General features: G+C 56.6%; 20 protein-coding genes, 2 tRNA genes, 3 rRNA genes and 1 pseudogene. 16 read left to right on the forward strand and 10 right to left on the reverse strand.

What is annotated here, in order from left to right; genetic code table 11:
• Positions 1-882, reverse strand: a complete 882-nt coding sequence (gene cyoA / locus B9G99_RS03735) for a ubiquinol oxidase subunit II (RefSeq protein WP_086620812.1) — start codon at positions 880-882, stop codon at positions 1-3.
• Positions 883-1,563: 681 nt separating this feature from the next.
• Here cyoA and B9G99_RS17240 point away from each other — a divergent pair.
• The gene (locus B9G99_RS17240; RefSeq protein WP_335617623.1) at positions 1,564-1,740 is read left to right on the forward strand and encodes a hypothetical protein; all 177 of its coding nucleotides are present in this window, start codon (positions 1,564-1,566) and stop codon (positions 1,738-1,740) included.
• 17 nt (positions 1,741-1,757) lie between these two features.
• On the forward strand, positions 1,758-2,930 hold the full coding sequence (locus B9G99_RS03740) for an MFS transporter (RefSeq protein WP_335617636.1): 1,173 nt from the start codon (positions 1,758-1,760) through the stop codon (positions 2,928-2,930).
• A 449-nt stretch (positions 2,931-3,379) separates the two neighbouring features.
• Here the strand turns inward: B9G99_RS03740 and rrf are convergent.
• The 6 genes from rrf to tyrS form a co-directional block, all read right to left on the reverse strand.
• Positions 3,380-3,495 (reverse strand): 5S ribosomal RNA (rrf, locus tag B9G99_RS03745).
• Between the two features lie 107 nt (positions 3,496-3,602).
• A 23S ribosomal RNA gene (locus tag B9G99_RS03750) occupies positions 3,603-6,493 on the reverse strand.
• A 274-nt stretch (positions 6,494-6,767) separates the two neighbouring features.
• Positions 6,768-6,843 (reverse strand) — tRNA-Ala (locus B9G99_RS03755).
• A gap of 7 nt (positions 6,844-6,850) precedes the next feature.
• A tRNA-Ile gene (locus B9G99_RS03760) sits at positions 6,851-6,927 on the reverse strand.
• A 68-nt stretch (positions 6,928-6,995) separates the two neighbouring features.
• Positions 6,996-8,531: ribosomal RNA gene (locus tag B9G99_RS03765) — 16S ribosomal RNA — on the reverse strand.
• Together the 16S, 23S and 5S rRNA genes with 2 tRNA genes alongside form the textbook arrangement of a ribosomal RNA operon.
• Before the next feature lie 755 nt (positions 8,532-9,286).
• Positions 9,287-10,492 (reverse strand): tyrosine--tRNA ligase, encoded by a 1,206-nt coding sequence (gene tyrS / locus B9G99_RS03770; RefSeq protein ID WP_086620813.1) that lies wholly within the window; start codon positions 10,490-10,492, stop codon positions 9,287-9,289.
• Between the two features lie 130 nt (positions 10,493-10,622).
• Between tyrS and B9G99_RS03775 the strand changes: the two genes are divergently transcribed.
• On the forward strand, positions 10,623-11,738 hold the full coding sequence (locus tag B9G99_RS03775) for an anhydro-N-acetylmuramic acid kinase (protein WP_086620814.1): 1,116 nt from the start codon (positions 10,623-10,625) through the stop codon (positions 11,736-11,738).
• 24 nt (positions 11,739-11,762) lie between these two features.
• Here B9G99_RS03775 and B9G99_RS03780 read toward each other — a convergent pair whose 3' ends face one another.
• Positions 11,763-12,773 (reverse strand): type IV pilus twitching motility protein PilT, encoded by a 1,011-nt coding sequence (locus tag B9G99_RS03780; RefSeq protein ID WP_086620815.1) that lies wholly within the window; start codon positions 12,771-12,773, stop codon positions 11,763-11,765.
• 38 nt (positions 12,774-12,811) lie between these two features.
• On the opposite strand from B9G99_RS03780, the gene B9G99_RS03785 reads away from it, so the two are divergent.
• The 6 genes and pseudogenes from B9G99_RS03785 (at position 12,812) to B9G99_RS03810 (ending at position 17,393) form a co-directional block, all read left to right on the forward strand.
• Complete coding sequence (locus B9G99_RS03785; protein WP_086620816.1) at positions 12,812-13,540, forward strand: YggS family pyridoxal phosphate-dependent enzyme; 729 nt, start codon at positions 12,812-12,814, stop codon at positions 13,538-13,540.
• Between the two features lie 25 nt (positions 13,541-13,565).
• Positions 13,566-14,393 (forward strand): pyrroline-5-carboxylate reductase, encoded by an 828-nt coding sequence (proC, locus tag B9G99_RS03790; RefSeq protein ID WP_086620817.1) that lies wholly within the window; start codon positions 13,566-13,568, stop codon positions 14,391-14,393.
• Between the two features lie 45 nt (positions 14,394-14,438).
• Positions 14,439-15,020: a YggT family protein gene (locus B9G99_RS03795; RefSeq protein WP_086620818.1), complete on the forward strand. Its 582-nt coding sequence runs from the start codon at positions 14,439-14,441 to the stop codon at positions 15,018-15,020.
• A gap of 139 nt (positions 15,021-15,159) precedes the next feature.
• Positions 15,160-16,325: pseudogene (metX, locus tag B9G99_RS03800) on the forward strand (homoserine O-succinyltransferase MetX).
• The gene (gene metW / locus B9G99_RS03805; RefSeq protein WP_086620819.1) at positions 16,325-16,915 is read left to right on the forward strand and encodes a methionine biosynthesis protein MetW; all 591 of its coding nucleotides are present in this window, start codon (positions 16,325-16,327) and stop codon (positions 16,913-16,915) included. The pseudogene metX and the gene metW overlap by 1 nt, the downstream one beginning before the upstream one ends.
• Positions 16,916-16,985: 70 nt before the next feature.
• Positions 16,986-17,393 (forward strand): acyl-CoA thioesterase, encoded by a 408-nt coding sequence (locus tag B9G99_RS03810; RefSeq protein WP_086620820.1) that lies wholly within the window; start codon positions 16,986-16,988, stop codon positions 17,391-17,393.
• Here the strand turns inward: B9G99_RS03810 and sfsA are convergent.
• Positions 17,348-18,088 (reverse strand): DNA/RNA nuclease SfsA, encoded by a 741-nt coding sequence (sfsA, locus tag B9G99_RS03815; protein WP_086620821.1) that lies wholly within the window; start codon positions 18,086-18,088, stop codon positions 17,348-17,350. The genes B9G99_RS03810 and sfsA overlap by 46 nt on opposite strands.
• Before the next feature lie 200 nt (positions 18,089-18,288).
• Here sfsA and dksA point away from each other — a divergent pair, with 200 nt between their 5' ends.
• From dksA to B9G99_RS03850, 7 genes are all read left to right on the forward strand, one after another.
• Positions 18,289-18,720 carry an RNA polymerase-binding protein DksA gene (gene dksA / locus B9G99_RS03820; protein WP_086620822.1) on the forward strand — a complete coding sequence of 144 codons (432 nt, stop codon included), beginning with the start codon at positions 18,289-18,291 and terminating at the stop codon, positions 18,718-18,720.
• 9 nt (positions 18,721-18,729) lie between these two features.
• On the forward strand, positions 18,730-19,635 hold the full coding sequence (gene gluQRS / locus B9G99_RS03825; RefSeq protein ID WP_086623265.1) for a tRNA glutamyl-Q(34) synthetase GluQRS: 906 nt from the start codon (positions 18,730-18,732) through the stop codon (positions 19,633-19,635).
• 873 nt (positions 19,636-20,508) lie between these two features.
• Positions 20,509-21,852, forward strand: coding sequence for a polynucleotide adenylyltransferase PcnB (pcnB, locus tag B9G99_RS03830; RefSeq protein ID WP_227875918.1), 1,344 nt, complete (start codon positions 20,509-20,511; stop codon positions 21,850-21,852).
• Positions 21,849-22,334 carry a 2-amino-4-hydroxy-6-hydroxymethyldihydropteridine diphosphokinase gene (gene folK, locus B9G99_RS03835; RefSeq protein ID WP_086620824.1) on the forward strand — a complete coding sequence of 162 codons (486 nt, stop codon included), beginning with the start codon at positions 21,849-21,851 and terminating at the stop codon, positions 22,332-22,334. The genes pcnB and folK overlap by 4 nt, the downstream gene beginning before the upstream one ends.
• Before the next feature lie 46 nt (positions 22,335-22,380).
• Positions 22,381-23,175 (forward strand): 3-methyl-2-oxobutanoate hydroxymethyltransferase, encoded by a 795-nt coding sequence (gene panB / locus B9G99_RS03840; RefSeq protein ID WP_086620825.1) that lies wholly within the window; start codon positions 22,381-22,383, stop codon positions 23,173-23,175.
• Between the two features lie 24 nt (positions 23,176-23,199).
• Positions 23,200-24,045: a pantoate--beta-alanine ligase gene (gene panC / locus B9G99_RS03845; protein WP_086620826.1), complete on the forward strand. Its 846-nt coding sequence runs from the start codon at positions 23,200-23,202 to the stop codon at positions 24,043-24,045.
• Entirely contained in the window at positions 24,042-24,500 is a 459-nt protein-coding gene (locus tag B9G99_RS03850) for a GNAT family N-acetyltransferase (RefSeq protein ID WP_335617624.1), read from the forward strand. The genes panC and B9G99_RS03850 overlap by 4 nt, the downstream gene beginning before the upstream one ends.
• A 157-nt stretch (positions 24,501-24,657) precedes the next feature.
• Here the strand turns inward: B9G99_RS03850 and pnp are convergent, their stop codons facing one another.
• Positions 24,658-26,781 carry a polyribonucleotide nucleotidyltransferase gene (gene pnp, locus B9G99_RS03855; RefSeq protein WP_086620827.1) on the reverse strand — a complete coding sequence of 708 codons (2,124 nt, stop codon included), beginning with the start codon at positions 26,779-26,781 and terminating at the stop codon, positions 24,658-24,660.
• Positions 26,782-26,853 lie beyond the last annotated feature (72 nt).

Below are 26,853 nucleotides of genomic sequence, written 5' to 3' on the forward strand. Positions count from 1 at the left end.
TTACTCCTCAGCCCCATGATGCGAGCTATCGCCCGACGTGATGTAACTGTTGACAATATCGGTGTACAGGCCAGGCGTCACGGTAGAGAAATACTCAACCGGATTGTTTCGGCTGGGCTCGGCCAGTTCGTTGAAACTGTCCTGAGTCAGGACTTCCGGAGCCTGTCGAACGCTGTCGACCCACTGCTGGAAACCTTCCTCCGATGTTGCCAATGCCTTGAAGTGCATACCGCTGAATCCGTGGCCGCTATAGTTGGCCGACATCCCCGGGTAGGTGCCTTCCTCAGAAGCCAGCAGATGTACGGTATTTTCCATTCCTGCCATGGCATAGATCTGACTGCCCAGCTGCGGAATGAAGAAGGAGTTCATGACGCTGTTGGAGCTCACGCGGAACTCAACCGGCGTGTCTACCGGAAAGGCCAGCTCATTGACCGATGCAATACCCTGCTCCGGATAGATGAACAACCATTTCCAGTCCAGTGCCATGACCTGAATGACGATGGGCTCCTTGTCGGATTCCGGTACGCGATGCGGGTCAAGGGCATGCGTACTGCGCCAGGTCAGAATGCTCAGAATGACAATGATCGCCAGCGGAACAGCCCAGACGACAACCTCAATCTTGTTCGAGTGAGACCAGTTGGGCGAGTACTTTGCATTCTTGATGTAGTTGTAACGCCACGCGAACAAAAGCGTCATGACAATGACGGGGATGACCACGATCAGCATCAGGAAGAACGACGTCATGATCAGGTATTTTTGTTCCGCGCCAACCGGCCCCTTGGGATCGAGGAGACTTGATCCCGTACAACCACTGAGCACAAGTGCGACAGTAGCAAGCAGTGACACCCTTTTAAGAATGTCTGGATAGTTCCATTTTCTCATCTCACGCTCTCTTGAACGGCCAGCTTGAACACTTCGCTTTTGTCCGACCAGAGGGGCCGGATATGCGTGACAGGTACTTGCCCGCTTCCGTTCACGGTCTGACAGCAACGCTCACGGAAGGCATTTACCACGTCAGACAGTCTGACATTGCAGGGGTGCCTGATGGTTTTATCGTTGGAAGTGACTGTCCTGGACGGATATTGCTCGCCCGTGACGGCTCCCAGCAGGGAGGTGACATGAACGTCATCTGACTGACTGAAAGCAGCAGGCATGACAGCCCTGCGTGGTGCTATATGCTACCACTGCTATTGTTCAGTTTTTCACCTATTGACTTCAAGTGCTGTGACAAAAGCTTATTTAGACCTTGGCATAAGGAAACATGCGCCAAAAGGGCTTTCAGGTAAGTGAACACTTCGCCATCAACCCGCGTGCGACAAGCATTCTGTAGAGGCAGCAACTAAAAACGGCAGGTGAACAACGCTGAACCAATGCGACAAAACACCGCGGCATAATACATGGAACCTTTCACCAATTCCATTCGTCACAGAGGGATTGCCGCACATCGTGATAACCCTGTCGAGTTCTTATGCCTTATCAATTTACTACTGAATTGCGCGTCAATTTCCTGCGAGCCTGCCAGACCGTTAAAATGATGCCCTGTCACAGGGTTTTCGGAGAATCATGAAACACATTTCACTCAATGCAGGCGAATACCGCGCCGTTGCAGGCCTGGGCATACTGTATGCCTTCCGCATGCTTGGCCTTTTCATGGTATTGCCCGTGCTCGCTCTTTATGCCAGAGAACTGGAAGGCGCCACGCCCTTTCTGATTGGCATTGCACTGGGGGCTATGGTCTGACACAGGCCATCTTTCAAATTCCCTTTGGCACGCTTTCTGATCGCCTGGGTCGAAAACAGATCATTGCTCTTGGATTGCTGCTTTTTTTCGCAGGCAGTGTCATGGCGGCGCTTTCAACCTCAATCTACGGTGTCATTGCCGGTCGCTGTCTGCAAGGAAGCGGTGCCATTGCCGGTGCATTGATGGCATTACTGGCAGACAAGACAAGAGAAGAAACGAGAACTACTGCCATGGCGGCCATTGGCATGAGCATTGGCGTTGCCTTCGGCCTTGCAATGGCGCTGGGACCATTTCTGGCAGAAGTTTTCGGCCTTTCAGGCGTTTTCTGGAGTACCGCCCTGCTGGCCCTTGTTGGCCTTCTGATTCTGTGGCGACTTGTCCCGTCAGCGCCTGCTAGACAGCATCGTGATGTAGGCGTGGATCCTCGTCAGCTGAGAAAAATGCTCTTTAAAAGCGAGCTTTTACGCCTTAACTTTTCGATCTTTGCTCTTCATGCCATTTTGACGGGCTGTTTCATTGCCCTGCCCCTCAGACTCGAAAATCTTGGAATCGACGCCCAATATCATGGCTGGGTGTATCTGCCCGTCATGGCAGCGGGCTTTTTTGCCATGGTGCCATTGATCATCGCAGCTGAAAAATATCGTCATATGAAAAAGGTGTTCATGGGCGCTGTTGCTGCCATGACACTGGCGCTTTTGGCTCTTGGCGAGACAGGGCATACCAGGTGGATTCTGATCGCTTTACTATTGATATTTTTTACCGGCTTCAATCTTATGGAGGCCATGCTGCCGTCCATGATCAGCAAGCTTTCCCCTGCCGGTGCCAAGGGAACAGCCATGGGCGTGTACTCCACCAGCCAATTTCTCGGCGCAAGTGTGGGTGGCAGCGCAGGTGGCGCCATTGCCGGTCATTTTGGCATTAATGCTGTTTTTCTCTTCGCAGCGGCACTTGGCGGCCTGTGGTTTCTGGCCACTTTGAAGATGACCGTCCCCAGACATCTTTCGAGCGAAGTGATTTCCCTGGAAGGGAAGCACATTGCTGACGGCAGTGAATGCAGCAGAGAATTGATGGGCATTACAGGAATCGAGGACGCACTGGTAGTCAAGGCAGAAGGTGTCGCGTACTTGAAGGTTGATCGCGACACAATTGATCGAGATGCACTGACACGCTGGCTACAGGCTTCTCCCTGACCCAGGTTCATTGGCCAAAAGCATTGACTCATAAAAGGCATCCTCAGGGATGCCTTTTCAATGTTTTCAACATGACGCAGAACAGGAACAGGAACAGGAACAGGAACAGGAACAGGAACAGGAACACAGTATAGGCAGGCGACAAAAGAGAGGTTCTTGTCGATGCTGGCAAGCTGTTCGATCAAGGTAAGATTCGACCTGCCAAGCCCCTTTAACACAATCACTGTGACTTTTGTTGCCTCAAGATTTTCCCCAGAGTGAGTTAGCGCCTTCGATCGGCACGGATGCCGAGATGACGGCCCTGACCGACGCCCTTGCCGTGCAGGACAGCGCCGACTGAGCCCGTGCCCTGCCCGGTCACGTCAGTGACCGGGCAGGGTCGGGCCCGGCCGTTTTTTCGAGCGCACATAAAAGAACCCCGGTCCATCTGGACCGGGGTTCGGAGGGGTGTCTGACGATGACCTACTCTCACATGGGGAGACCCCACACTACCATCGGCGCGGAGCCGTTTCACTACCGAGTTCGGAAAGGGATCGGGTGGGACCGGCACGCTATGGTCGTCAGACAATTCTGCAGACCGGCTGCCTTTCGGCAGCGGGTCAAAATCGGGATCATGCTGATCGATACGCTATCGTATCCAACATCGTGTGATGCGAACCACTTGGGTGTTATATGGTCAAGCCTCACGGGCAATTAGTACGCGTCAGCTCAATGCATTACTGCACTTACACACCGCGCCTATCGACCTCGTCGTCTTCGAGGGCCCTTCAGGGAGCTCGAGGCTCCAGGGAAGTTTCATCTTGAAGGGGGCTTCCCGCTTAGATGCCTTCAGCGGTTATCCCGTCCGCACATAGCTACCCGGCGGTGCCATTGGCATGACAACCGGTACACCAGCGGTGCGTCCACTCCGGTCCTCTCGTACTAGGAGCAGCACTTCTCAAACTTCCGACGCCCACGGCAGATAGGGACCGAACTGTCTCACGACGTTCTAAACCCAGCTCGCGTACCACTTTAAATGGCGAACAGCCATACCCTTGGGACCGACTTCAGCCCCAGGATGTGATGAGCCGACATCGAGGTGCCAAACACCGCCGTCGATATGAACTCTTGGGCGGTATCAGCCTGTTATCCCCGGAGTACCTTTTATCCGTTGAGCGATGGCCCTTCCATACAGAACCACCGGATCACTAGAACCTGCTTTCGCACCTGCTCGACATGTCCGTCTCGCAGTCAAGCACCCTTATGCTCTTGCACTCATTGCACGATTTCCAACCGTGCTGAGGGTACCTTAGTGCTCCTCCGTTACTCTTTGGGAGGAGACCGCCCCAGTCAAACTACCCACCACACACTGTCCTCACACCGGATCACGGTGCGGAGTTAGAACGCCGATGATACCAGGCTGGTATTTCAAGGTTGGCTCCACCCCGACTGGCGTCGGGGTTTCAAAGCCTCCCAGCTATCCTACACAAGTAACATCAGCGTCCAGTGTGAAGCTATAGTAAAGGTTCACGGGGTCTTTCCGTCTAGCCGCGGGTACACTGCATCTTCACAGCGATTTCAATTTCACTGAGTCTCGGGTGGAGACAGCGTGGCCATCATTACGCCATTCGTGCAGGTCGGAACTTACCCGACAAGGAATTTCGCTACCTTAGGACCGTTATAGTTACGGCCGCCGTTTACCGGGGCTTCGATCAAGAGCTTCGCCTTGCGGCTAACACCATCAATTAACCTTCCGGCACCGGGCAGGCGTCACACCCTATACGTCCGCTTACGCGTTGGCAGAGTGCTGTGTTTTTAATAAACAGTTGCAGCCACCTGGTCTCTTCGGCCGGTCAGGGCTAGGGGAGCAAGTCCCATCACCCTGGCCGGCGCACCTTCTCCCGAAGTTACGGTGCCATTTTGCCTAGTTCCTTCACCCGAGTTCTCTCATACGCCTTGGTATTCTCTACCTGACCACCTGTGTCGGTTTGGGGTACGGTCGCATGTTATCTGAAGCTTAGAGGCTTTTCCCGGAAGCGTGGCATCAGTGACTTCCAGACCGTAGTCTGTTCGTCTCGCATCTCGGCTTGTAGAGGACCGGATTTGCCTGATCCCCAGGCCTACATGCTTTCACCAGGACAACCAACGCCTGGCTCACCTAGCCTTCTTCGTCCCCCCATCGCAATAACATCCGGTACGGGAATATTGACCCGTTTCCCATCGACTACGCTTTTCAGCCTCGCCTTAGGGGCCGACTCACCCTGCTCCGATTGACGTCGAACAGGAACCCTTGGTCTTCCGGCGGGGCGGGTTTTCACCGCCCTTGTCGTTACTCATGTCAGCATTCGCACTTGTGATACCTCCAGCATACCTCACGATACACCTTCGCAGGCTTACACAACGCTCCTCTACCGCGCATCCATAGGATGCACCCGCAGCTTCGGTACCCGGTTTGAGCCCCGTTACATCTTCCGCGCAGGCCGACTCGACCAGTGAGCTATTACGCTTTCTTTAAAGGATGGCTGCTTCTAAGCCAACCTCCTGGCTGTCTGTGCCTTCCCACATCGTTTCCCACTTAACCGGGATTTTGGGACCTTGGCTGGCGGTCTGGGTTGTTTCCCTTTTCACAACGGACGTTAGCACCCGCTGTGTGTCTCCCACGCTGTACTCACCGGTATTCGGAGTTTGCCTCGGGTTGGTAAGCCGGGATGGCCCCCTAGCCGAAACAGTGCTCTACCCCCGGTGGTAATACGTGAGGCGCTACCTAAATAGCTTTCGAGGAGAACCAGCTATCTCCGAGCTTGATTAGCCTTTCACTCCGATCCACAGCTCATCTCAGCATTTTTCAACATACTTGAGTTCGGACCTCCAGTCAGTGTTACCTGACCTTCATCCTGGCCATGGATAGATCGCCCGGTTTCGGGTCTATTCCCAGCAACTAAGTCGCCCATTTAAGACTCGGTTTCCCTGCGCCTCCCCTATTCGGTTAAGCTCGCTACTGAGAATAAGTCGCTGACCCATTATACAAAAGGTACGCAGTCACAGAACAAGTCTGCTCCCACTGCTTGTACGCACACGGTTTCAGGATCTATTTCACTCCCCTCGCCGGGGTTCTTTTCGCCTTTCCCTCACGGTACTGGTTCACTATCGGTCAGTCAGGAGTATTTAGCCTTGGAGGATGGTCCCCCCATGTTCAGTCAGGGTTTCACGTGCCCCGACCTACTCGATTTCACAATGCTCGGATTTCGGCTACAGGACTATCACCTGCTATGGTCAGACTTCCCAGACTGTTCGCCTATCGGTTGCACTGCTTAAGGGCTGCTCCCCGTTCGCTCGCCGCTACTGGGGGAATCTCAATTGATGTCTTTTCCTCGGGGTACTTAGATGTTTCAGTTCTCCCGGTTCGCCTTCATGAGTTATGTATTGGCTCATGAATACTCATCTTGTGATGAGTGGGTTTCCCCATTCGGAAATCGCCGGGTCGCAGGTCATTTGCCACCTCACCGACGCTTATCGCAGGCTGTCACGTCCTTCATCGCCTCTGACTGCCTAGGCATCCACCGTGTGCGCTTAATCGCTTGACCATATAACCCCAAGGGGTCCGGTCTCACAATCACACGACATTTACCGGGTGACGTACGACATGACGTACCACGGTAAATTTATACGTTTTCTGCCGGCCGGGTCACGACACTCTCGTAGGCGAGAGGTGTTCACCGACCGACAGGTCAGCATGATCCACATTGTTAAAGAGCGTACTGTCAAAAAGACAGTCAGAAATCATGTCGATGAGTGTCATCATCATGACTTTTGACTGTGGTTTCATCAGTAAAAGCGAGATACCGACACCGGGCTGTATGGTGGAGCCTAGCGGGATCGAACCGCTGACCTCCTGCGTGCAAGGCAGGCGCTCTCCCAGCTGAGCTAAGGCCCCGACAGGTTGGTGGGTCTGGGCAGACTCGAACTGCCGACCTCACCCTTATCAGGGGTGCGCTCTAACCAACTGAGCTACAGACCCAGGCATCTTCGCTCTATCCGATCAGGCAATTTGTGTGGACGCGCTGGTTCGCGTGAACACTTGTCGTTTAAGGAGGTGATCCAGCCGCAGGTTCCCCTACGGCTACCTTGTTACGACTTCACCCCAGTCATGAACCACACCGTGGTGATCGCTCTCCCGAAGGTTAAGCTAACCACTTCTGGTGCAGTCCACTCCCATGGTGTGACGGGCGGTGTGTACAAGGCCCGGGAACGTATTCACCGTGGCATTCTGATCCACGATTACTAGCGATTCCGACTTCACGGAGTCGAGTTGCAGACTCCGATCCGGACTGAGGCCGGCTTTATGGGATTGGCTTCACGTCGCCGCTTCGCAACCCTTTGTACCGGCCATTGTAGCACGTGTGTAGCCCTGCTCGTAAGGGCCATGATGACTTGACGTCGTCCCCACCTTCCTCCGGTTTGTCACCGGCAGTCTCCCTGAAGTTCCCGGCCGGACCGCTGGCAAAAAGGGATAGGGGTTGCGCTCGTTACGGGACTTAACCCAACATTTCACAACACGAGCTGACGACAGCCATGCAGCACCTGTCTCTGCGTTCCCGAAGGCACTCTCCCATCTCTGGGAGATTCGCAGGATGTCAAGAGCAGGTAAGGTTCTTCGCGTTGCATCGAATTAAACCACATGCTCCACCGCTTGTGCGGGCCCCCGTCAATTCATTTGAGTTTTAGCCTTGCGGCCGTACTCCCCAGGCGGTCGACTTATTGCGTTAACTGCGCCACCAAACCCTCAAGGGGTCCAACGGCTGGTCGACATCGTTTACGGCGTGGACTACCAGGGTATCTAATCCTGTTTGCTACCCACGCTTTCGCGCCTCAGCGTCAGTGTCAGTCCAGAAGGCCGCCTTCGCCACTGGTATTCCTCCCGATCTCTACGCATTTCACCGCTACACCGGGAATTCCACCTTCCTCTCCTGCACTCTAGCCTGCCAGTTCCGAATGCCGTTCCCGGGTTGAGCCCGGGGCTTTCACATCCGGCTTGGCAAGCCGCCTACGCGCCCTTTACGCCCAGTAATTCCGATTAACGCTTGCACCCTCCGTATTACCGCGGCTGCTGGCACGGAGTTAGCCGGTGCTTCTTCTGTGGGTGATGTCCTTCATGACGGGTATTAATCGTCATGCCTTCTTCCCCACTGAAAGTGCTTTACAACCCTAGGGCCTTCTTCACACACGCGGCATGGCTGGATCAGGGTTTCCCCCATTGTCCAATATTCCCCACTGCTGCCTCCCGTAGGAGTCCGGGCCGTGTCTCAGTCCCGGTGTGGCTGATCATCCTCTCAGACCAGCTACGGATCGTTGCCTTGGTGAGCCGTTACCTCACCAACAAGCTAATCCGACATGGGCTCATCCGATAGCGCAAGGTCCGAAGATCCCCTGCTTTCTCCCGTAGGACGTATGCGGTATTAGCTCGGGTTTCCCCGAGTTATCCCCCACTACCGGGCAGATTCCCATGCATTACTCACCCGTCCGCCGCTCGCCGGCATCCCGAAGGACCCGCTGCCGCTCGACTTGCATGTGTTAGGCCTGCCGCCAGCGTTCAATCTGAGCCATGATCAAACTCTTCAGTTTATTTTGAAGCTTTGAGATTCTTTATTCGACACTGCCAAAGCAGTCTCGAAAGGCGAATCAATCCGGGCTCGAGTTCAAACTGGTACTCTTGACGAGTGTTCGTCTGCTCGATTATCTATGTGACTGGTGTCACACGAGCCAGACGCCCACACAAATTGCCTGATCGACTTGTTAAAGAGCGTCTCGAAGATGTTGCCTCAGTCGCCGTTGGCGGCTGCTTCGAGAGAGTGGGCATTTTACAGCCCTTGATCGAAAAGTCAACCTCTTTTTTTCGATCCGGAAGTCAGCGGCTGGATTTGAAATCCTGATTGAGCGACCAAAACCCCAGTCAAAACAATCACCTGCTTAACTTCCCCGCTGCCTCGTCGCCGTGTGCTCCGTGGCAGCGGATGCGTACTTTATAGATCGACCCCGGTTCGTGCAACCCCTTTTTTCAAAAAGATTTGCTGACGGCCTTTTCCCTCTATCAACATCTGCAAAATGACCGCGGCCTGAGGCCGTCCAGGGCATTAGCCATCCCAAAAGAAAAAGCCCGCAGCTGATATCAGCTGCGGGCTTTATGGATCTTCCCGATCCTGAAACACCACCATCCATGGTGACGTTTTGAAATTTACACCGAGGCTTCCCTTCCATGGGTGCAACGCTTCCATGCGTCCGCTGCCTCGGTGTTTGTACAACTTACCTGAATGTAGCGGTCGTGTCCAATTTTTTACGTTCAAAAACTGCTGCAAGTGTATGACTTGTACAAAAACCGGTTATACCTTGTGCAGACGGACCCGGGCGTAGCGTTTTTTGCCCGCCTGAATCACGTATTCATGGCCCACGACGAGCATATGCCCTGCCTCAACCTTGTGGCCATCCACCCAGACACGCGCATTTTTCAACATATCCTTGGCCTGAGCACCATTATTGGCAAGGCCGGCGCGATTGAGAATGAAGGCAATGGGCGCCTCGGCCATATCCTCAACTGCCACCTCTACCTCCGGCAGGTCATCCGGCAGCTCACCCTCCTTGAGCTGATTGCCGCTGGCGCGATGCGCGTTGACGGCCGCGTCTTCGCCATGAAAGCGGGCGACCAGCTCACGTGCCAGCACCATCTTGACGTCTCGCGGATTGGCCCCCTTGTCCACATCACTCATCAATGCCCTGACCTCATCCATGGGCTTGAGCGAAAGAAGCTCGAAATAGCGCCACATGAGAGAGTCGGGCATGGAGACGATCTTGTTGAACATTTCGCCGGGACGGTCGGTAATGCCGACATAGTTGCCCAGCGACTTGGACATCTTCTGCACACCATCAAGGCCTTCAAGCAACGGCATGGTCAGTACTACCTGCGGCACCTGCCCATAATGCTTTTGCAGCTCGCGCCCCATTAACAGGTTGAACTTCTGGTCGGTACCGCCAATTTCAATGTCGGCTTCCAGTGCGACCGAGTCATACCCCTGTATCAGGGGATAGAGGAATTCGTGAATGGCGATGGGCTGATTACCGCGATAGCGCTTTTCAAAGTCGTCTCGCTCCAGCATGCGGGCAACGGTGGTCTGCGCGGCCAGGCCGATCAGGTCAGCAGCCGACATGGCCCCCATCCACTGCGCATTGAAGACCACCTTCGTACGCTCGGGATGAAGTACCTTGAACACCTGCTCCTGATAGGTGCGCGCATTGGCCATGACATCTTCTTCGGTCAGGGGCTTTCGCGTCACGCTCTTGCCGGTGGGGTCACCAATACGCCCGGTAAAGTCGCCAATCAGAAACAAAACCTCATGCCCCAGGTCCTGGAACTGACGCAGCTTGTTCAAGAGCACCGTATGCCCCAGGTGAAGATCGGGCGCCGTGGGATCAAAACCTGCCTTGATGCGCAATGGACGTCCCAGAGAGAGCTTTTTCTCAAGCTCCTCTTCTATCAATACCTCGTGGACACCACGCTTGATCAGTGCCAGCGCATCGGCAACATCGGCCATGACCTGCCTCTCCTGTATTCAGATGATTGCAGCTGCCCTACTCTCGCATGATCTGCGCAAGAGCAGCAGGAAATGTGGGGCATGATAGCATGGCGTCAAACGCGTGGACCGCCCCGGCAGGAGTGAATAGATGAGTCTCGTAATAGGTCTGATGTCCGGTACCAGCCTTGATGGTATCGATGCCGCGCTGGTGGAATGTGGCCATCACCACCGTCCCGTTCTCATGCAAGCCACGGGCATCGACATGCCGGAATCTCTGCGCCGGCAGCTATGGCAGCTATGTCACGCTGGGGAGGCGGCCTTCGAGCTCCTGGCCGAGACCGAAGAGACGTTTTGCCGTCTGCAGGCACAGGCCGTCAGTGCGCTATTAAAGAAAAGCGGCGTTGCCATTGAAGACATCGCCGCCATCGGAAGCCACGGACAGACCATCGAGCATCGACCGGGCGGCTCCTTTCCTTATACATGGCAATTGGATAACCCTTCGCGACTGGCCGAGCTGACCGGCTGTCGCGTCGTGGCCGATTTTCGCCGGCGCGATCTCGCCGCCGGCGGTCAGGGGGCACCGCTGGCGCCCGCCTTTCATGACGCCCTTTTTCGTGACCGCCAGCAATGGCGGGTGCTGCTGAATCTGGGCGGGTTTGCCAACGTCACCCTGCTGCCACCCGAAGGGAGCGACATTCCGGTGATCGGCTTCGATACCGGCCCCGCAAACGCCCTGCTGGATGGATGGTATGCCCGTCACCATGACGGCCGTTTTGACCGTGATGGTGCCTGGGCCGCTCAGGGACACTGCCAGAAGCCACTACTGGAACGCCTTTTGAGTGATCCCTTTTTTGAAAGCGCACCGCCCAAGAGCACCGGCCGGGAACATTTTCACCTGAAGTGGCTGGAAACCCATCTGAAGGAAGAAGCGCCCGCCGATGTGCAGGCCACGCTGCTGGCACTGACGGTTGAAAGTATCGCGCGCGAGCTGGAGCGTCATCTTCCCGCGGACGCCCGGGCAGGTGCCTGTGTCATTCCCTGCGGTGGCGGCGCGCGCAATATCGCCCTGATGAAGGCACTAAGCGCCAGACTGTCACCGATACGCACCGAACACTGCGAGACGCTGGGCTGGTCACCGGACTGGCTGGAGGCCGGCGCCTTTGCATGGCTTGCCTGGCGACGCCTGGAAGGCCTTGCAGGCAATCTGGCCTCGGTCACCGGCGCGGCCGGCCCCCGCATTCTGGGTGGGGTCTATGAGCGCTGACGCACTCAGGATGGAATGATCCGTTCACCCGCCGTGCTCTTCGCGCAGGATCAGTCCTTCGGCCGCCAGCCGGGTCACGGCTGCATCCATGGTTTGCATGCCCAGTCCGCCGCCGGTCTGAAGCGCCGAGTAAATCTGCGCCACCTTGTCTTCACGAATCAGGTTCCGGATGGCGGGCGTGGCAATCAGGATCTCATGGGCAGCAATCCTGCCTCCGCCAATACGACGCAACAGCTGCTGGGAAATAACGCCCTGAAGCGACTCGGACAACATGGCTCGCACCATCGCCTTTTCATCTCCTGGAAAGACATCCACGATACGATCCACCGTTCGCGCCGCCGAGGTGGTGTGCAGTGTGGCCAGCACCAGATGGCCGGTCTCGGCTGCCGTCAGGGCAAGGCGCATGGTTTCAAGATCACGCATCTCTCCAACCAGAATCACGTCAGGATCCTCACGCAGGGCAGAGCGTAGCGCGCTGGCCACATTATGCGTATCGCGCTGCACTTCACGCTGGTTGATCAGGGCACGTCTGGAGTGATGCACAAATTCGATAGGGTCTTCAATGGTCAATACGTGCTGGGCCCGAGCCCCGTTGATATGATCGACCATGGCCGCCAGCGTCGTGGACTTGCCCGAACCGGTCGGACCTGTCACCAGCACCAGTCCATGTGGACAGCAGGCAAGGCGTCGAAAGACGTCTCCAAGCTCCAGCGATTCAAGGCTTGGAACATGAGCGGGAATGGTACGAAAAACACCAGCGGCGCCTCTGTCCTGATGAAAGGCGTTGACACGAAAGCGCGAAACACCGGGCACATCGACAGAAAAATCGATTTCCAGCGCTTCCTTGAAAGTCTGCTGCTGCGGCTGACTCATGACCGCCATCAGCAGGCGCTCGACATCCTCGTGCTCAAGCGCCGGCGCGTTGAGGCGACGGATTTCTCCATCAACGCGCATCATGGCAGGCAGGCCGGCAGACAAATGCAGATCCGAGGCGCCCTGTTTTGCCGTAAAAGCCAGCAGTTCGGTAATATCCATGCGTTCCCAGTTCCGGACGTCACAAAGAGTGATCACTCATGAGCGATCAGCAGTCACGCGCGACTCCCGATCAGAGCCAGGCTGTGAAGGACAATATCGTCGCGAGTCGCCATCGACTTGAGCAGGCCCTGGTCAAGTCAGGCAGGCCGGTCGACAGTGCGGCAATACTGGCCGTCAGCAAGACCAAACCGGCGACCATGCTGCGCGCGGCATTTGAGGTCGGACAACGCCTTTTTGGCGAAAACTATCTGCAGGAGGCGCTGGAAAAGCAGCGCTCGCTTACAGACCTCGAAGGGATCGAATGGCACTATATCGGCGCGCTTCAGTCCAACAAGACACGTGAGGTGGCCGAGCATTTCAGCTGGGTACACACCGTGGACCGCGAAAAGATTGCCAGACGCCTGAATGAAGCCCGCCCGACGTCCATGGGCGCGCTCAACATCTGTCTGCAGGTCAATATCAGCCGGGAAGACTCGAAATCAGGCGTAATGCCCGAAGCGCTACCGGCCCTGGCAGAACAGGTACTGGCCCTACCCAATCTACGTCTACGTGGCTTGATGGCCATTCCGGCCGCCAGCAATGACCCTGAACAGCAACATGTTCCTCATGCACGGCTGCGCGAGCTTTTCGAGGAGCTGATACGGCGCCACCCTGACGCCCCACTGGACACCCTGTCGATGGGCATGAGCGGCGATATGGAGGCAGCCATTGACGAGGGCGCCACGCTGGTCAGACTAGGCACAGCCATTTTCGGCAGCCGAGACTGAATCTTCCGACAACAAGGACCCTTTCATGGCAAGTCAATTGACCTTCATCGGCGCCGGCAACATGGCCAGCGCTATCTTCGGTGGCCTGATCGATAATGGCTATCCGGCCGAGGCCATTACGGCTACCTCGCCGGATGACGACATGCTCAAGCAACACCGTGCGCGCTACGGCATTCAAACCACCGGCGACAATATCGCCGGGGTCAGCGAAGCCGACGTCGTCATTCTGGCCGTCAAGCCACAGATCATGCGTGAGGTGTGTGAGCCGCTTCAGGAGGCCCTGCAGATCAGTCGTCCCCTGATCATTTCCATTGCTGCCGGTCTAACCATCGAGACGCTTGGTCAATGGCTTGGCGACGACAGCCTGCCCATTGTGCGCTGCATGCCCAATACGCCAGCGCTGGTCGGTGAAGGCGCTACCGGCCTTTATGCACCGCCGGGGCTTGGCGAAGCGCATCGCGCGCTGGCCGGTGAATTGCTGTCAGCCGTTGGCATTGTCGAATGGGTCGAAGAAGAAACCCTGCTCAGTGCCGTGACCGCCATCGCCGGCAGCGCGCCTGCCTACTTCTTCTATATGCTGGAAGCGATGGAAAACGCCGGCGTAGCACGAGGACTGTCTCGCGAGACCGCGCGGCGGCTGGCGATTCAAACGGCTCTGGGCGCGGCCCATATGGCAAAAGAAAGTGAACATGATCCTAAAACGCTCAAGCAACAGGTCATGTCGCCGAAAGGTACTACGGAGCGTGCCATTTCAAGCTTTGAGCAGGCCGGCTTCGAGAAAATGGTGGATGATGCCACACTGGCCTGTTTCGAGCGCGCCGAGTCGCTGGCACGTGAACTTCAGGATCAGTAAATTCACTGCACCTGTCATCTTGTGACGACATAACGGAGAGTCTTCATGGGGAGCGCACTGGGCGATACCGGCATCATGCTGGTCAACACCCTGATCAACCTTTACCTGTTCGTGCTGATGCTGCGCTTTTTGCTGCACGCCTCACGTGCCGACTACTACAACCCCATCAGTCAGGCGATCGTCAAGGTGACCTCGCCTGTAGTGGGGCCGGTGCAGCGCCTCCTGCGGCCTGCCGGCCCCATTGATATCGCAACGCTCGTGGTTGCGCTGGTATTCAAGATGGCGGGTATCGCCCTGATCTGCATGGCGATTTTTGGCTTTCCGCCCATCAGCCTTCTGGCGATAGCGGCGCTGGCCGGCGTGGTCAATGCCATTTTGAAGATCTATTTCTTTGCGATGATCATCATGATCATCCTGAGCTGGGTCGCTCCACAGTCCGGCCACCCCGGCGCCCTGCTGGTGTTTCAGATTACCGAGCCGGTCATGGCACCGGTACGACGCGTCATCCCCGCCATCGGCATGATCGATCTTTCTCCCATCGTGGTCTTTTTGCTGATCAACGTGCTCGACAGTTTTCTGGTCGGTGCGCTCAGCCGCGCTGCCGGACCACTGGCACCGCTGATTTAAGATCTGAAAGGCTGCCGTGCTCTCGCACGGCAGCCTCCCGCCAGCGCCTCACCCCGATTCCTGCAACGATATGCTACAGTGCCACTCCGACGGTGGGTCACGATCTCGACCTGCCCAGCCTGACCGGATTTGAGTGCTGATGCCCGAGACACTGTCTTCTACCTCGGTGGGCCTGGTAACGCCGCAGGTCGCCCGCTTCGATACGCCCCTGATGCTCGCCTGCGGCCGTGAACTCCCCGCCTTTGAGCTGGTATATGAAACCTATGGCACGCTCAACGAAACGGCCAGCAATGCGGTTTTGATCTGCCATGCCCTGTCGGGGCATCACCACGCCGCCGGCTATCATCACATCGATGACCGAAAACCCGGCTGGTGGGACGCTCACATTGGCCCCGGCAAGAGCATCGACACCCGACGTTTTTTCGTGATTTCGGTCAACAATCTTGGCGGCTGTCACGGCAGCACCGGCCCTTCCAGTGAAAACCCGGCCACCGGCCGTATCTGGGGGCCGGACTTCCCGCTCATGACCGTAACGGACTGGGTTCATAGCCAGGCAATGCTGGCCGACCGGCTGGGCATCCAGCGGTTTGCGGCCGTGGTTGGCGGGAGTCTGGGTGGCATGCAGGTGCTGCAGTGGGCGATGACCCTGCCCGAGCGCGTGGCCAATGCCACCGTCATTGCGGCCACCCCGCGCCTGTCGGCACAAAACATTGCCTTCAATGAGGTCGCACGTCAGGCCATTCGATCCGATCCCGAGTTCTTTGATGGCTGGTACAGCGAGCATCAGACGCTGCCCAGACAGGGGCTTCGGCTGGCTCGCATGGTAGGCCACATTACCTATCTATCGGAGCATTCGATGGGCGCCAGGTTCGGTCGCGACCTGCGTACCGACAGTCTCAATTACGGCTACGATGTCGAATTCGAGGTGGAGTCCTATCTGCGCTATCAGGGGATACCTTTTCCACCCGCTTTGATGCCAACACCTATCTATTGATGACCAAGGCGCTGGATTATTTTGATCCTGCCGGAGAGCATGACGATGACCTGCCACGGGCCCTGTCGACGGCAACCTGTCGTTTTCTGGTGGTCAGTTTCACGACCGACTGGCGCTTTGCACCAGCCCGATCACGTGAACTGGTCGACGCCCTGCTGCGTGCCGGCAAACACGTCAGCTACGCCAATATCGATTCGCCTCATGGACACGATGCCTTTCTTCTTCCCAATGAGCGTTACGAAGCCGTATTGGGTGGTTTCATGACGCGTATCGCCAACGATGTGGAACGTGCTGCCGGAGACCATGCGTAATGCGGGCTGATCTTGCACTGATTTATGACTGGGTGCCCAAGGGCGCTCGCGTTCTGGACCTGGGCTGTGGCGATGGGACCCTGCTGGCGGCACTCTCGGCGCAAAAGCAGGTGACAGGCTATGGACTGGAAATCGATAGCGACGGCATTTCCCGCTGCCTTGAAAAGGGCGTGGATGTCATCGAACAGGATCTGGACCAGGGGCTGGCCAATATCCCGGACGATACCTTCGATCTGGTCATCATGACCCAGGCCCTTCAGGTATTGAGACGTCCCGATCTGATGCTCGATGAAATGCTGCGCGTCGCCAATGAGTGCATCATTGCCTTCCCCAACTTTGCCTGGTGGCGCCACCGCCTGTCGCTGGGCATCAAGGGCCGCATGCCGGTATCGCGCTCACTGCCGCATGCCTGGTACGACACGCCCAACATTCACCTGTCGACCTTCCGGGACTTTTCCGACCTTTGCCGCATACAGGGACATACCATTACCGATCGGGCCGTAGGCAATGGCAGCAAGGAAGGTCAGTGGCGCCATCGACACTGGCCCAATCTTTTCGGCCAGGATGCCATTTTTCGAGTCAAAAGATAAAATCGGACGCCTGCACCTTCGACTTTGGTAGTATAAACCAATCCTTTCGCGACCTTGTCGAGGCCGACACATGAATTTCCATACCCGCAAGTGGATCAAACCCGAAGATCTCAATCCCAACGGTACCCTCTTTGGCGGCAGCCTTCTAAAGTGGATCGACGAAGAGGCGGCCATCTACGCGGTCATTCAGCTGGGCAATTCGCGCGTCGTCACCAAATACATGTCGTCCATCAATTTCGTCTCCAGCGCACGCCAGGGCGACATCATCGAGCTGGGCATTACCGCCACCCGGTTCGGCAAGACATCGCTGACGCTGCACTGCGTGGTGCGCAACAAGATTACTCACAAGAACATTCTGACCATCGATGAAATTGTCTTCGTCAACATGGGCGATGATGGCCGTCCGGTACCGCATGGCAAGACCAGAATCACTTACCTTCGTGACCGTGACCTGGAAGGCCCGGACAGCGCCACCTGATCCTTTTGGAGCTGGCGAGATCGGCAGGCCGTTATCTCTTCCGGGGTGATCTCGCAGCCCAGCATCATGACTTCAACGCCTGCCTCGCATGCGGCCTCAAAGGTACGGGCGTAGGCAGGATCCAGATGCGCTGCCGGGCGGACATCATCGATACCGCTGTGGGCGACCAGAAATACCAGTACGGCCCGGTCACCATCTGCGCGCAGTGCCATCAGCGTCTCAAGATGACGACGTCCGCGAGCACTTACGGAATCCGGGAAGTAACCGCGGCCTTCTTCCTTCAACGTGACCTGCTTGACCTCCAGCCAGACGGACTCGTCCCCCTCGGTTGTCAGCCGAAAATCAAGTCTTGAATCATCAACCCTGACCTCACGCTGCAGCCCCCACGCCCTGTCAAAGGGAAGAATGCCGCCGCTTTCCAGAGCCTCCTGCACCAGTGCATTGGCACGCCCGGTATGAACGGAGGCCATCGCACCATCCGGCAGCTCAATCAGCTCCCACGTCCAAGGCAGACGGCGTTTCGGATTGTCATGCCAGGACACCCACACCCGACAGCCAGGCACATTAACGGCACGCATCGAGCCGGTATTGGGACAATGGGCCGTAATCACGCGTCCGTCGTCGAGACGAATGTCAGCCAGAAAACGTTTGTAGCGCGCGATAAGTACACCCGACCAAAGTGGCGGCAACTTCATGAACTCGCCTCCGCGGCCGATATCATGGTTTGAACTATACTCATGAGGTGATTTCCAGCCCTGCAGACTTTTGTTGAGACCAGCTTGCAATCAGCATGGATTTTCTATACATAGCTCTACCCTGAATCATGCGATGCGGTAATCAGGAACAGTCTTGCAGGCTTACGGCATCGCCCTTACCTGCAGTGAGGCAATCTCCCATGGCATTAGCCGAGACGCAGTCGCCCGATACCTTTACGCCCTACGAGCCAGCGCCGGGCGAAGAGTACATGAATGAAAAGCAGCTGGCACACTTTCGCCAGATCCTGCTCAACTGGAAAAGCGATCTAATGGAAGAGGTCGATCGTACCGTTCGTCACCTTCAGGAAGACGCCAATAACTACGCTGATCCTGCCGACCGTGCCACACAGGAAGAAGGCTTCAATCTTGAGCTTCGCACGCGTGATCGTGAACGAAAACTGCTCAAAAAGATCAACGAGACCATCGAAAAGATCGATGAAGATGACTACGGCTTTTGCGAGGCCTGTGGCATCGAAATCGGTATCCGACGCCTGGAAGCTCGGCCTACGGCGACGCTCTGCGTGGATTGCAAGACCCTGTCGGAACTGAAGGAAAAACAGCTCGGAGGCTGAATGCCGGGCATGGAACAGCTTGAACCTGGCCCCGCAGTCGTTGGTCGCTTTGCACCAACGCCTTCGGGGCCGTTGCATTTTGGCTCGCTGCTGGCCGCTCTCGCCAGCTGGCTGGACGCTCGCGCAAAAAAGGGTCGCTGGCTGCTAAGGATCGAGGATATTGACCCGCCCCGCTGCCCGCCCGGCGCCAGCGATACCATTATCGAGCAGCTCGACGCCTTTGGCCTTTATCACGATGGCGCCGTCAAATATCAGCATGAACATGACAGCGACTATCAAAAGGCGCTGGACGCGCTTGTCGCCTGCGGCATGGCCTATCCCTGTAGCTGCTCCCGGAGGGAGTGGCAGCATCTTGGGATTTATCCCGGGTGGTGTCGTCAGGGCCCCCTGCATCCTGAAAGAGATTGCGCCTGGCGTTTGCGTACCGATTCCGGTGAGCCCGAGATTTACTGGCAGGATCGGCGGCTGGGACATCAGCGCTGGTCGTTGCCTGATCTTGGGGATGTCGTACTAAAGCGACGCGATGGTCTATGGGCCTATCAGCTGGCGGTTGTGGTTGATGACGCCCGACAGGGCGTCACGGACATCGTTCGAGGCGCCGATCTGCTCGACAACACGCCCTGGCAGATTCGCCTGCAACAGGCATTGGGGTATGCCACCCCAAAATATCTTCATCTCCCACTGGTGGTTGCCGCAAATGGTCAGAAACTTTCGAAGCAGAATCTGGCCCCGGCTCTTCCCCTGCAGCATGATGCCGTTCGTCCGCTGCTGCATGAAGCGCTGATTCTGTTGGGCCAGTCGCCGTCACCGACACTGCGCCGGGCACACGTCGATGATCAGCTCAAAGCCGCTATCGAGAGCTGGCAACCGCACAATCTGTGCCCTGGGAATGTTCAGCGCACGACATCAATCTGACCCATATCGACCATCGTCGTCTTTTTTTACTGCTCGTTACGCGTATGCTGACCCTAACCAACAAAGACAATGCACCAAAAAAAAGCGCATGGGCATTTTTATGCACGCCTTTAGTGCAAAAATGGAGCATGACAGGTAACCGAAGCTGTTACCGACTACTCCGAATGCCATGTCTTTGCATAAGAAATTGAATATAAAGGTTTATTTTTTAACTGGCACGTGTTCTGCACCTTATAAGCGACTGAAAAAGAATAACAGTGATCGCTTGAACCGGCTGATAACAAAAACAATTGCTGATCCCGATCAAACAGACTGCCTTGAACAATAACAAGACAAGGGCATCTGTCAGTAATGTGCCAATGAGCTCATAACAACAATAAAGGCTCAACGGCATGCGAGGTTAATAACAACAACAAACGTCCTCTCATGACCAGAACGCGATGTCACTGCAGCGTTGTCAAACAACAACAACACAACCCTGCGACACTCCAGAACAATAACAAAAGCGCTGGAGCAGCCTGCTGGCTGTCGTCATGGAAGATTGTTTTGAATACGAGATGTTCGCAGCCGTTACTGCACAACAACAAGAGACCACGGGCTATCGCCTTTGGTGAACATGGTACGTATTCAGGGCGATGCGCCATCACGAAGAAAAATACAAGGCAGCACGATTGGCGGGGAGACAGAGATTGTCTCCCCGTTTTCATTCTCGATCCCTGACTTGTATGACAGGCTGCTTTGCAAGCTTTTGCTGCTCGGCTACACTGAGCTTCTGATCGGCGTCTCGACATAGCAGTACGCAGACAGATCGGGACACCATGGCCTATTCAGAATCGGCCCCCGGAATTTTCATCAGGTCAACATGGCTTCACCTTGACGCCCACCATTCTTCCCCGCGACCAGCACCCAATTTCTCGACGAATGCTCAGCGAAAATGCGCTGAAGGTACTTTATCGTCTTAACCAGGCAGGTTTTGAAGCCTATCTGGTAGGTGGCTGTGTCAGAGACTCTCTTCTTGGGCAGGTGCCCAAGGATTTCGATGTTGCCACCAGCGCTACCCCTGAACAGGTGCGCCATGTCTTTCGCAATGCCCGCATGATCGGTCGACGATTTCGTATCGTTCATGTCCGTTTCGGGCGCGAAATCATTGAGGTCACCACCTTTCGTGGCGGCCATGACACCGAAATGGCTGAACGACACTCACAACAGTCCGAAGAAGGGCTTTTGTTGCGTGACAATGTCTGGGGCAGTGTTGATGAGGACGCGCTTCGCCGTGACTTCACGGTTAACGCGCTCTATTACAGCGTACGTGATTTTGCCATTCACGACTGGACCGGCGGTCTGGAAGATCTGGAGCATCGTGTTCTTCGACTGATCGGTGATCCGGACCTTCGTTATCGAGAAGATCCGGTCCGCATGCTTCGCGCCGTGCGCTTTGCCAGCAAGCTTGATTTTACGCTGGCACCCGAAACGGAGTCACCGCTGGCAGACTGTGCGCCCCTGCTGCTGCAGATTCCGCCCGCCCGCCTGTTTGAAGAAGTGCTCAAGCTTTTTCTCTCCGGTCATGCCCTGAGTACTTTCCAGGGGCTGAGGCGTTATGGGCTCTTTGCCATGCTTTTTCCGGGCACCGAAGAATCATTTGCGCAATTGAGCTGGGCTGAAAAAATGGTCGAGCAGGCGCTGATCAATACCGATGAGCGTATCCGTGCCGACAAACCCGTCACGCCGGCCTTTTTATACGCAGCCCTGCTCTGGCCAGCCACAGTGGCCCAGACGGCGCAACTGATTGATGAGGGCATTCCGCCTGTCCCGGCTGCACAGCAGGCCTCCCAACAGGTCCTGAACCGTCAGTTGCAGCATACGTCCATTCCAAAGCGTTTCAGCCTGCCCATGCGTGAAATCTGGGACATGCAGCTGATGCTGCCACGTCGACGAGGCAAACGGCCCTACCAGACGCTGGCACACCAACGCTTCCGGGCGGCCTACGACTTTTTGCTGCTCAGGGAGAGCGCCGGTGAAATTGCCTCAGGTCTGGGGCTCTGGTGGACCCGTTTTCAGGAAGCCAGCGAAACCCAGCAGCGCGAGATGGTACAAAAGGTCGAACAGGGCCAGGACGATCTCGTCGGCGATGATGACACTCCTGAAAGCATGCCCATGCCATCTCGCAAACCCCGACGTCGCCGCAGACGTCGCGCGCCAAGGGATGGACAGGAGTGAGTCACAGGGCATGGATCGGACTTGGCAGCAATCTGGATCATCCTCAACAGCAGGTATCCACCGCTCTTGAGGATCTGTCCAGACTTCCTCTGACCCGGCTATGGGCTCATTCTTCGCCCTATAGCAGTCGTCCGGTCGGCCCACAGGATCAGCCTGACTTCATCAACGCCGTGGCGGTGCTGGAGACACGGTTATCTTCGCTGGCGTTGCTGGACCAGCTTCAGGCACTGGAACAGCGCCACCGGCGTGTACGAAAGCGTCACTGGGGACCACGTACGCTGGATCTGGATATCCTGCTTTACGATGATCAACAGCTCGATCTTGCTCGCCTCTCGGTGCCCCATCCATGGCTATGCGAGCGTGCCTTTGTAGTCCAGCCCATGCTGGAAATTGAACCTGAACTTCGCCTTCCGGGCGGTCTGCCATTGAAACAGCTTCCGGCAGCGTTGCCCTCCAATGACTTGAAGCGTCTGTCGTTCTGACCCTAGACTCGATCAGCCATACTGGCTGTCAACCGTCGAGGGATGCATGACCCGCCCCATTACCATTAAAACGTTGAACGAACGCCGATCTGCAGGACAGCCCTTCAGCTGTCTCACTGCCTATGACGCCACCATGGCCAGGCTGGCAGGCAATGCCGGCATTGAGGTTCTGCTGATTGGAGACTCCCTGGGCATGGTACTGCAGGGCCACACGTCGACCTTGCCCGTGACGCTGGAGGATATGGTCTATCACACTCGGTGTGTGGCACGGGCAGAAACGGCCAGCCTGATCATGGCGGATCTTCCTTTCATGACCAATATCACAACCTCCCAGACGCTGGAGGCAGCCGGGCGGCTGATGCAGGCAGGCGCGCACATGATCAAGCTTGAGGGTGAAGCCTGGCTTGCCGAGACTGTCACCGCCCTGACGCAGCGCGGTATTCCTGTCTGCGTACACATGGGCCTGACGCCGCAAAGCGTTCATGCGCTGGGCGGCTATCGCGTCCAGGGACGTGATAGCCAGCAGGGCGATGTCATGCTCGAGGCTGCCAGAACGCTGGAACAGGCCGGCGCCGGCGTCATCCTGCTGGAGTGCGTGCCTCGCGAACTGGCCGGCCGCATTCGGACAGCCCTCAGTGTTCCAGTCATCGGCATTGGGGCAGGTCCCGACGTTGATGGCCAGATTCTGGTCATGCACGACATGCTCGGTGCCACGACCGGAAAGGCGCCAAGATTCGTCAAAAATTTCATGACAGAATCCGGCAGTATCGAGGGTGCTTTCAGGGCCTATCACGAGGCGGTCAAGGCACGCGACTTTCCCGCACCGGAACACTGTTTTTGATCTTGAACATGGATACAACACGTCATGCAAACGTTTGACGATATCAAAGCCCTTCAATCCACCCTGGCGACATGGCGCCGCGAGGGCCATCGAATCGCTCTGGTGCCGACCATGGGCAATTTACATGAGGGCCATCTGAGACTGGTGGATGCCGCCCGGCAACATGCCGATCGTGTTTTGGCCACCATTTTTGTCAATCCGCTACAGTTTGGCCCTGGTGAGGACCTGGATCGCTATCCGCGTACGCTTGTAGAAGATCAGCGGCTTCTGACCGAGCGCGGCTGTGATCTTCTGTTTGCGCCGGGCGTCGATACCCTCTATCCGCAGGGGCAGTCCGCTCTGACCCGGGTCAGCGTACCGCAGGTATCAGAAGGTCTATGCGGTGCCCATCGTCCTGGGCATTTCGATGGCGTGGCAACCGTGGTCAGTCTTCTTTTCAATTTAACGCGCCCCGATGTGGCCTGCTTTGGCGAAAAAGACTTTCAGCAGCTGGCAGTCATCCGAAAGCTGGTACGCGATCAACACATGCCCATCGACATCATTGGTGTACCCATTGCCCGCGATCATGACGGTCTGGCACTGTCTTCACGCAATGGCTATCTGGAAATCGACGAGCGAGCGCGGGCCAGCCAGCTGTATCAATGTCTTGTCGACAGCGGCCGACGTCTCGAGCAGGGAGAGCCCAGCGAACAGGTGCTGACAAAAGGTCTGCAGCAACTGGAAAACGCTGGGTTTCAACCCGAATATCTGACCCTTTGCGATGCTGATACGCTATACCCGGTTAACACATGGCAGCCCGGCTCGGTACTGCTGGTGGCAGCTCGACTCGGCAGCACGCGGCTGATCGACAATCTGAGCTTTCCCTCATGACGGGGTGGCGATCAGCACAACCTGAAGACATGGATATGCTGGTCGGGTGGCTTGACTCACCAGAGGGTCTGGCACGATGGGGCGGCCCATTGCTGACATGGCCTGTGCAGGCAGATCAGCTGTGGCAGCAGATCAATGCCGAGACCCTGCCATCCTTTTCGTTAGAAGAAAACGGTGAATTACAGGCATTCGGCCAGCTGTCACCGCGCGATCAGGACACGACCTGGCATCTATGTCGACTCATTGTCGCGCCTCATCTCCGCAACCAGCGGCTGGGCGAGAAGCTTTGTCGTCACCTCGAGGCACAGGCGGCCAGCCTTGGGGGAACGCGAGTAACACTCAACGTTGCTGTCGATAATCAACCCGCCCTTCGGCTTTACCAACGCCTTGGCTATATCAGCAGCAGTGCGCCGGTTGATGAGCGTGGCGTTCAACCCATGGCGCGACAGCTTTAAGGCCTGCGTGAACAGCCCGCAACCTCGTTTTTCGGATACAAAAAGGGCCTGACTCCGGTCAAACCGGAGCCAGGCCCTGAGATATCGAAGCCTTCCTGTCACCCATCACAGCGTCAGTCGGGCTGACGCTGTGGGCTGGCATCAGGCGTCTGGAAAATTATTCTTCCAGCGTGGCCTCGAAGGCAGCCTTCTCTTCTTCGCCAACTTCCTTGATGGAGAGCTTCACGCGACCGCGGTTGTCGATATCCAGTACCTTGACGGTCACCATCTGTCCTTCGCTCAGGAAGTCACGCACGTCATTGACGCGCTCAGGTACGATCTGGGAAATGTGTACCAGCCCATCGGTACCCGGCATGAAGTTGACGAACGCGCCGAAATCAGCGATGCGTACGACCTTGCCGCGATAGAGCTTGTTGATTTCCGCTTCGGCAGTGATGCCCATGACCGTATCGACAGCCTTTTGTGCCCCCGCCTTGGTTTCGGCGTAGATGCGCACGCTGCCGTCATCGTCGATATCAATCGAGGCGCCGGTGTCTTCGCAGATCTGGCGAATGGTCGCGCCACCCTTGCCGATGACGTCACGAATCTTCTCGGGATCGATCTTGAGACGTGCCATGGTAGGTGCATGCTCGGCCACTTCACCACGGCTCTGTGCGATCACGCGATTCATCTCGACCAGGATATGCTGACGCGCATGGAAGGCCTGCTCGAGCGCCTTTTCCATGATCTCTTCGTTGATCCCTTCGATCTTGATGTCCATCTGCAGCGCGGTGATACCGTCAACGGAACCCGCCACCTTGAAGTCCATGTCGCCCAGATGATCTTCATCACCAAGGATATCGGTCAACACGGCAAAGCGATCATTTTCCTTGACCAGTCCCATGGCAATACCGGCTACCGGTGCTTTCAGCGGTACACCGGCATCCATCAGCGCCAGCGAAGAACCGCAGACGGACGCCATTGAGCTTGAACCGTTGGACTCGGTGATCTCGGAGACCACACGAATCGAGTACGGGAAGTCGTCGGCCGAGGGCAACATGGCAGCAACACCACGGCGCGCCAGACGGCCATGGCCGATTTCACGACGCTTTGGCGAACCAATGAAGCCGGCCTCACCCACGCTGTAGGGCGGGAAGTTGTAGTGCAGCATAAAGCGGTCATGGCGCTCACCATCAAGACCTTCCACAAGCTGCGCATCGCGAGTGGTGCCCAGCGTCGTGGTCACGATGGCCTGGGTCTCACCGCGCGTGAAGATGGCAGAGCCATGCGTGCGGGGCAGTGCGCCGACTTCGATGTCCAGCGCGCGAACGGTGGCATGGTCACGGCCATCAATACGCGGTTCACCATTGAGCACGCGCTCACGCACAATACGCTTTTCAAGCCGGGCAAAGCCGTTGCTGACGTCTTCGCTGCTGTAGAGCGCATCGTCGCCTTCACAGAGCTGCGTCTTAGCCTGAGCCTTGAGCTCGCTCAAACGGTCCTGCCGGGCCATCTTGTCGGTAATTCGATAGGCTTCGCCGATGCCGGCCTCATAACCGCTGGCCAGGGCATCCTTGAGTGCTGCATTTTCGGACTGCGGCTGCCAGTCCCATTTGGCCTTGCCACCTTCGCTCACGAATTCGTTGATGGCCTTGATGGCCACCTGCATCTCTTCATGGGCGAACAGGACGGCGCCAAGCATTTCATCTTCGGAGAGCTCTTTGGCCTCGGACTCGACCATCAGCACGGCCTTTTCGGTACCGGCCACGACCATGTCGAGCTCGGACGCCTGCAGCTCTTCCTGAGTAGGGTTGATGAAATAGCCGCGCTCGTTGGTGAACGCCACGCGCGCCGCGCCGATCGGACCGGCAAAGGGCACACCGGAAATCGCCAGCGCCGCTGAAGTTCCCAGCATGGCCGCGATATCAGGATCCTGATGCCGCTCTGCCGAGAGTACCGTGCAGACAACCTGCACTTCGTTCATGAAGCCCTTGGGAAACAGCGGGCGGATCGGGCGATCGATCAGACGCGAGGTCAGCGTTTCCTTCTCGCTGGGGCGCCCTTCACGCTTGAAAAAGCCGCCCGGAATCTTGCCGACCGAATAGGTCTTTTCCTGGTAATGCACGGAAAGGGGGAAGAAATCCTGACCGGGCTTGGTGTCCTTGCGGGCCACAACCGTACACAACACAACCGTGTTGTCCATGGTGACCAGTACGCTGCCGGTCGCCTGACGTGCCAGACGGCCGGTTTCCAGCGTGACGCTGTGATTGCCGTATTGAAATGTCTTTTTAACCGCGTTCAATGCGCTGTCCTTTTCTCGTAAACCATTCATCTACTTTCAATGTCATCTTAAAATCAAACGCCCCAAGTGTCA

It is taken from the genome of Kushneria konosiri (genome assembly GCF_002155145.1).
GTDB classification, from domain to species: Bacteria; Pseudomonadota; Gammaproteobacteria; order Pseudomonadales; family Halomonadaceae; genus Kushneria; species Kushneria konosiri.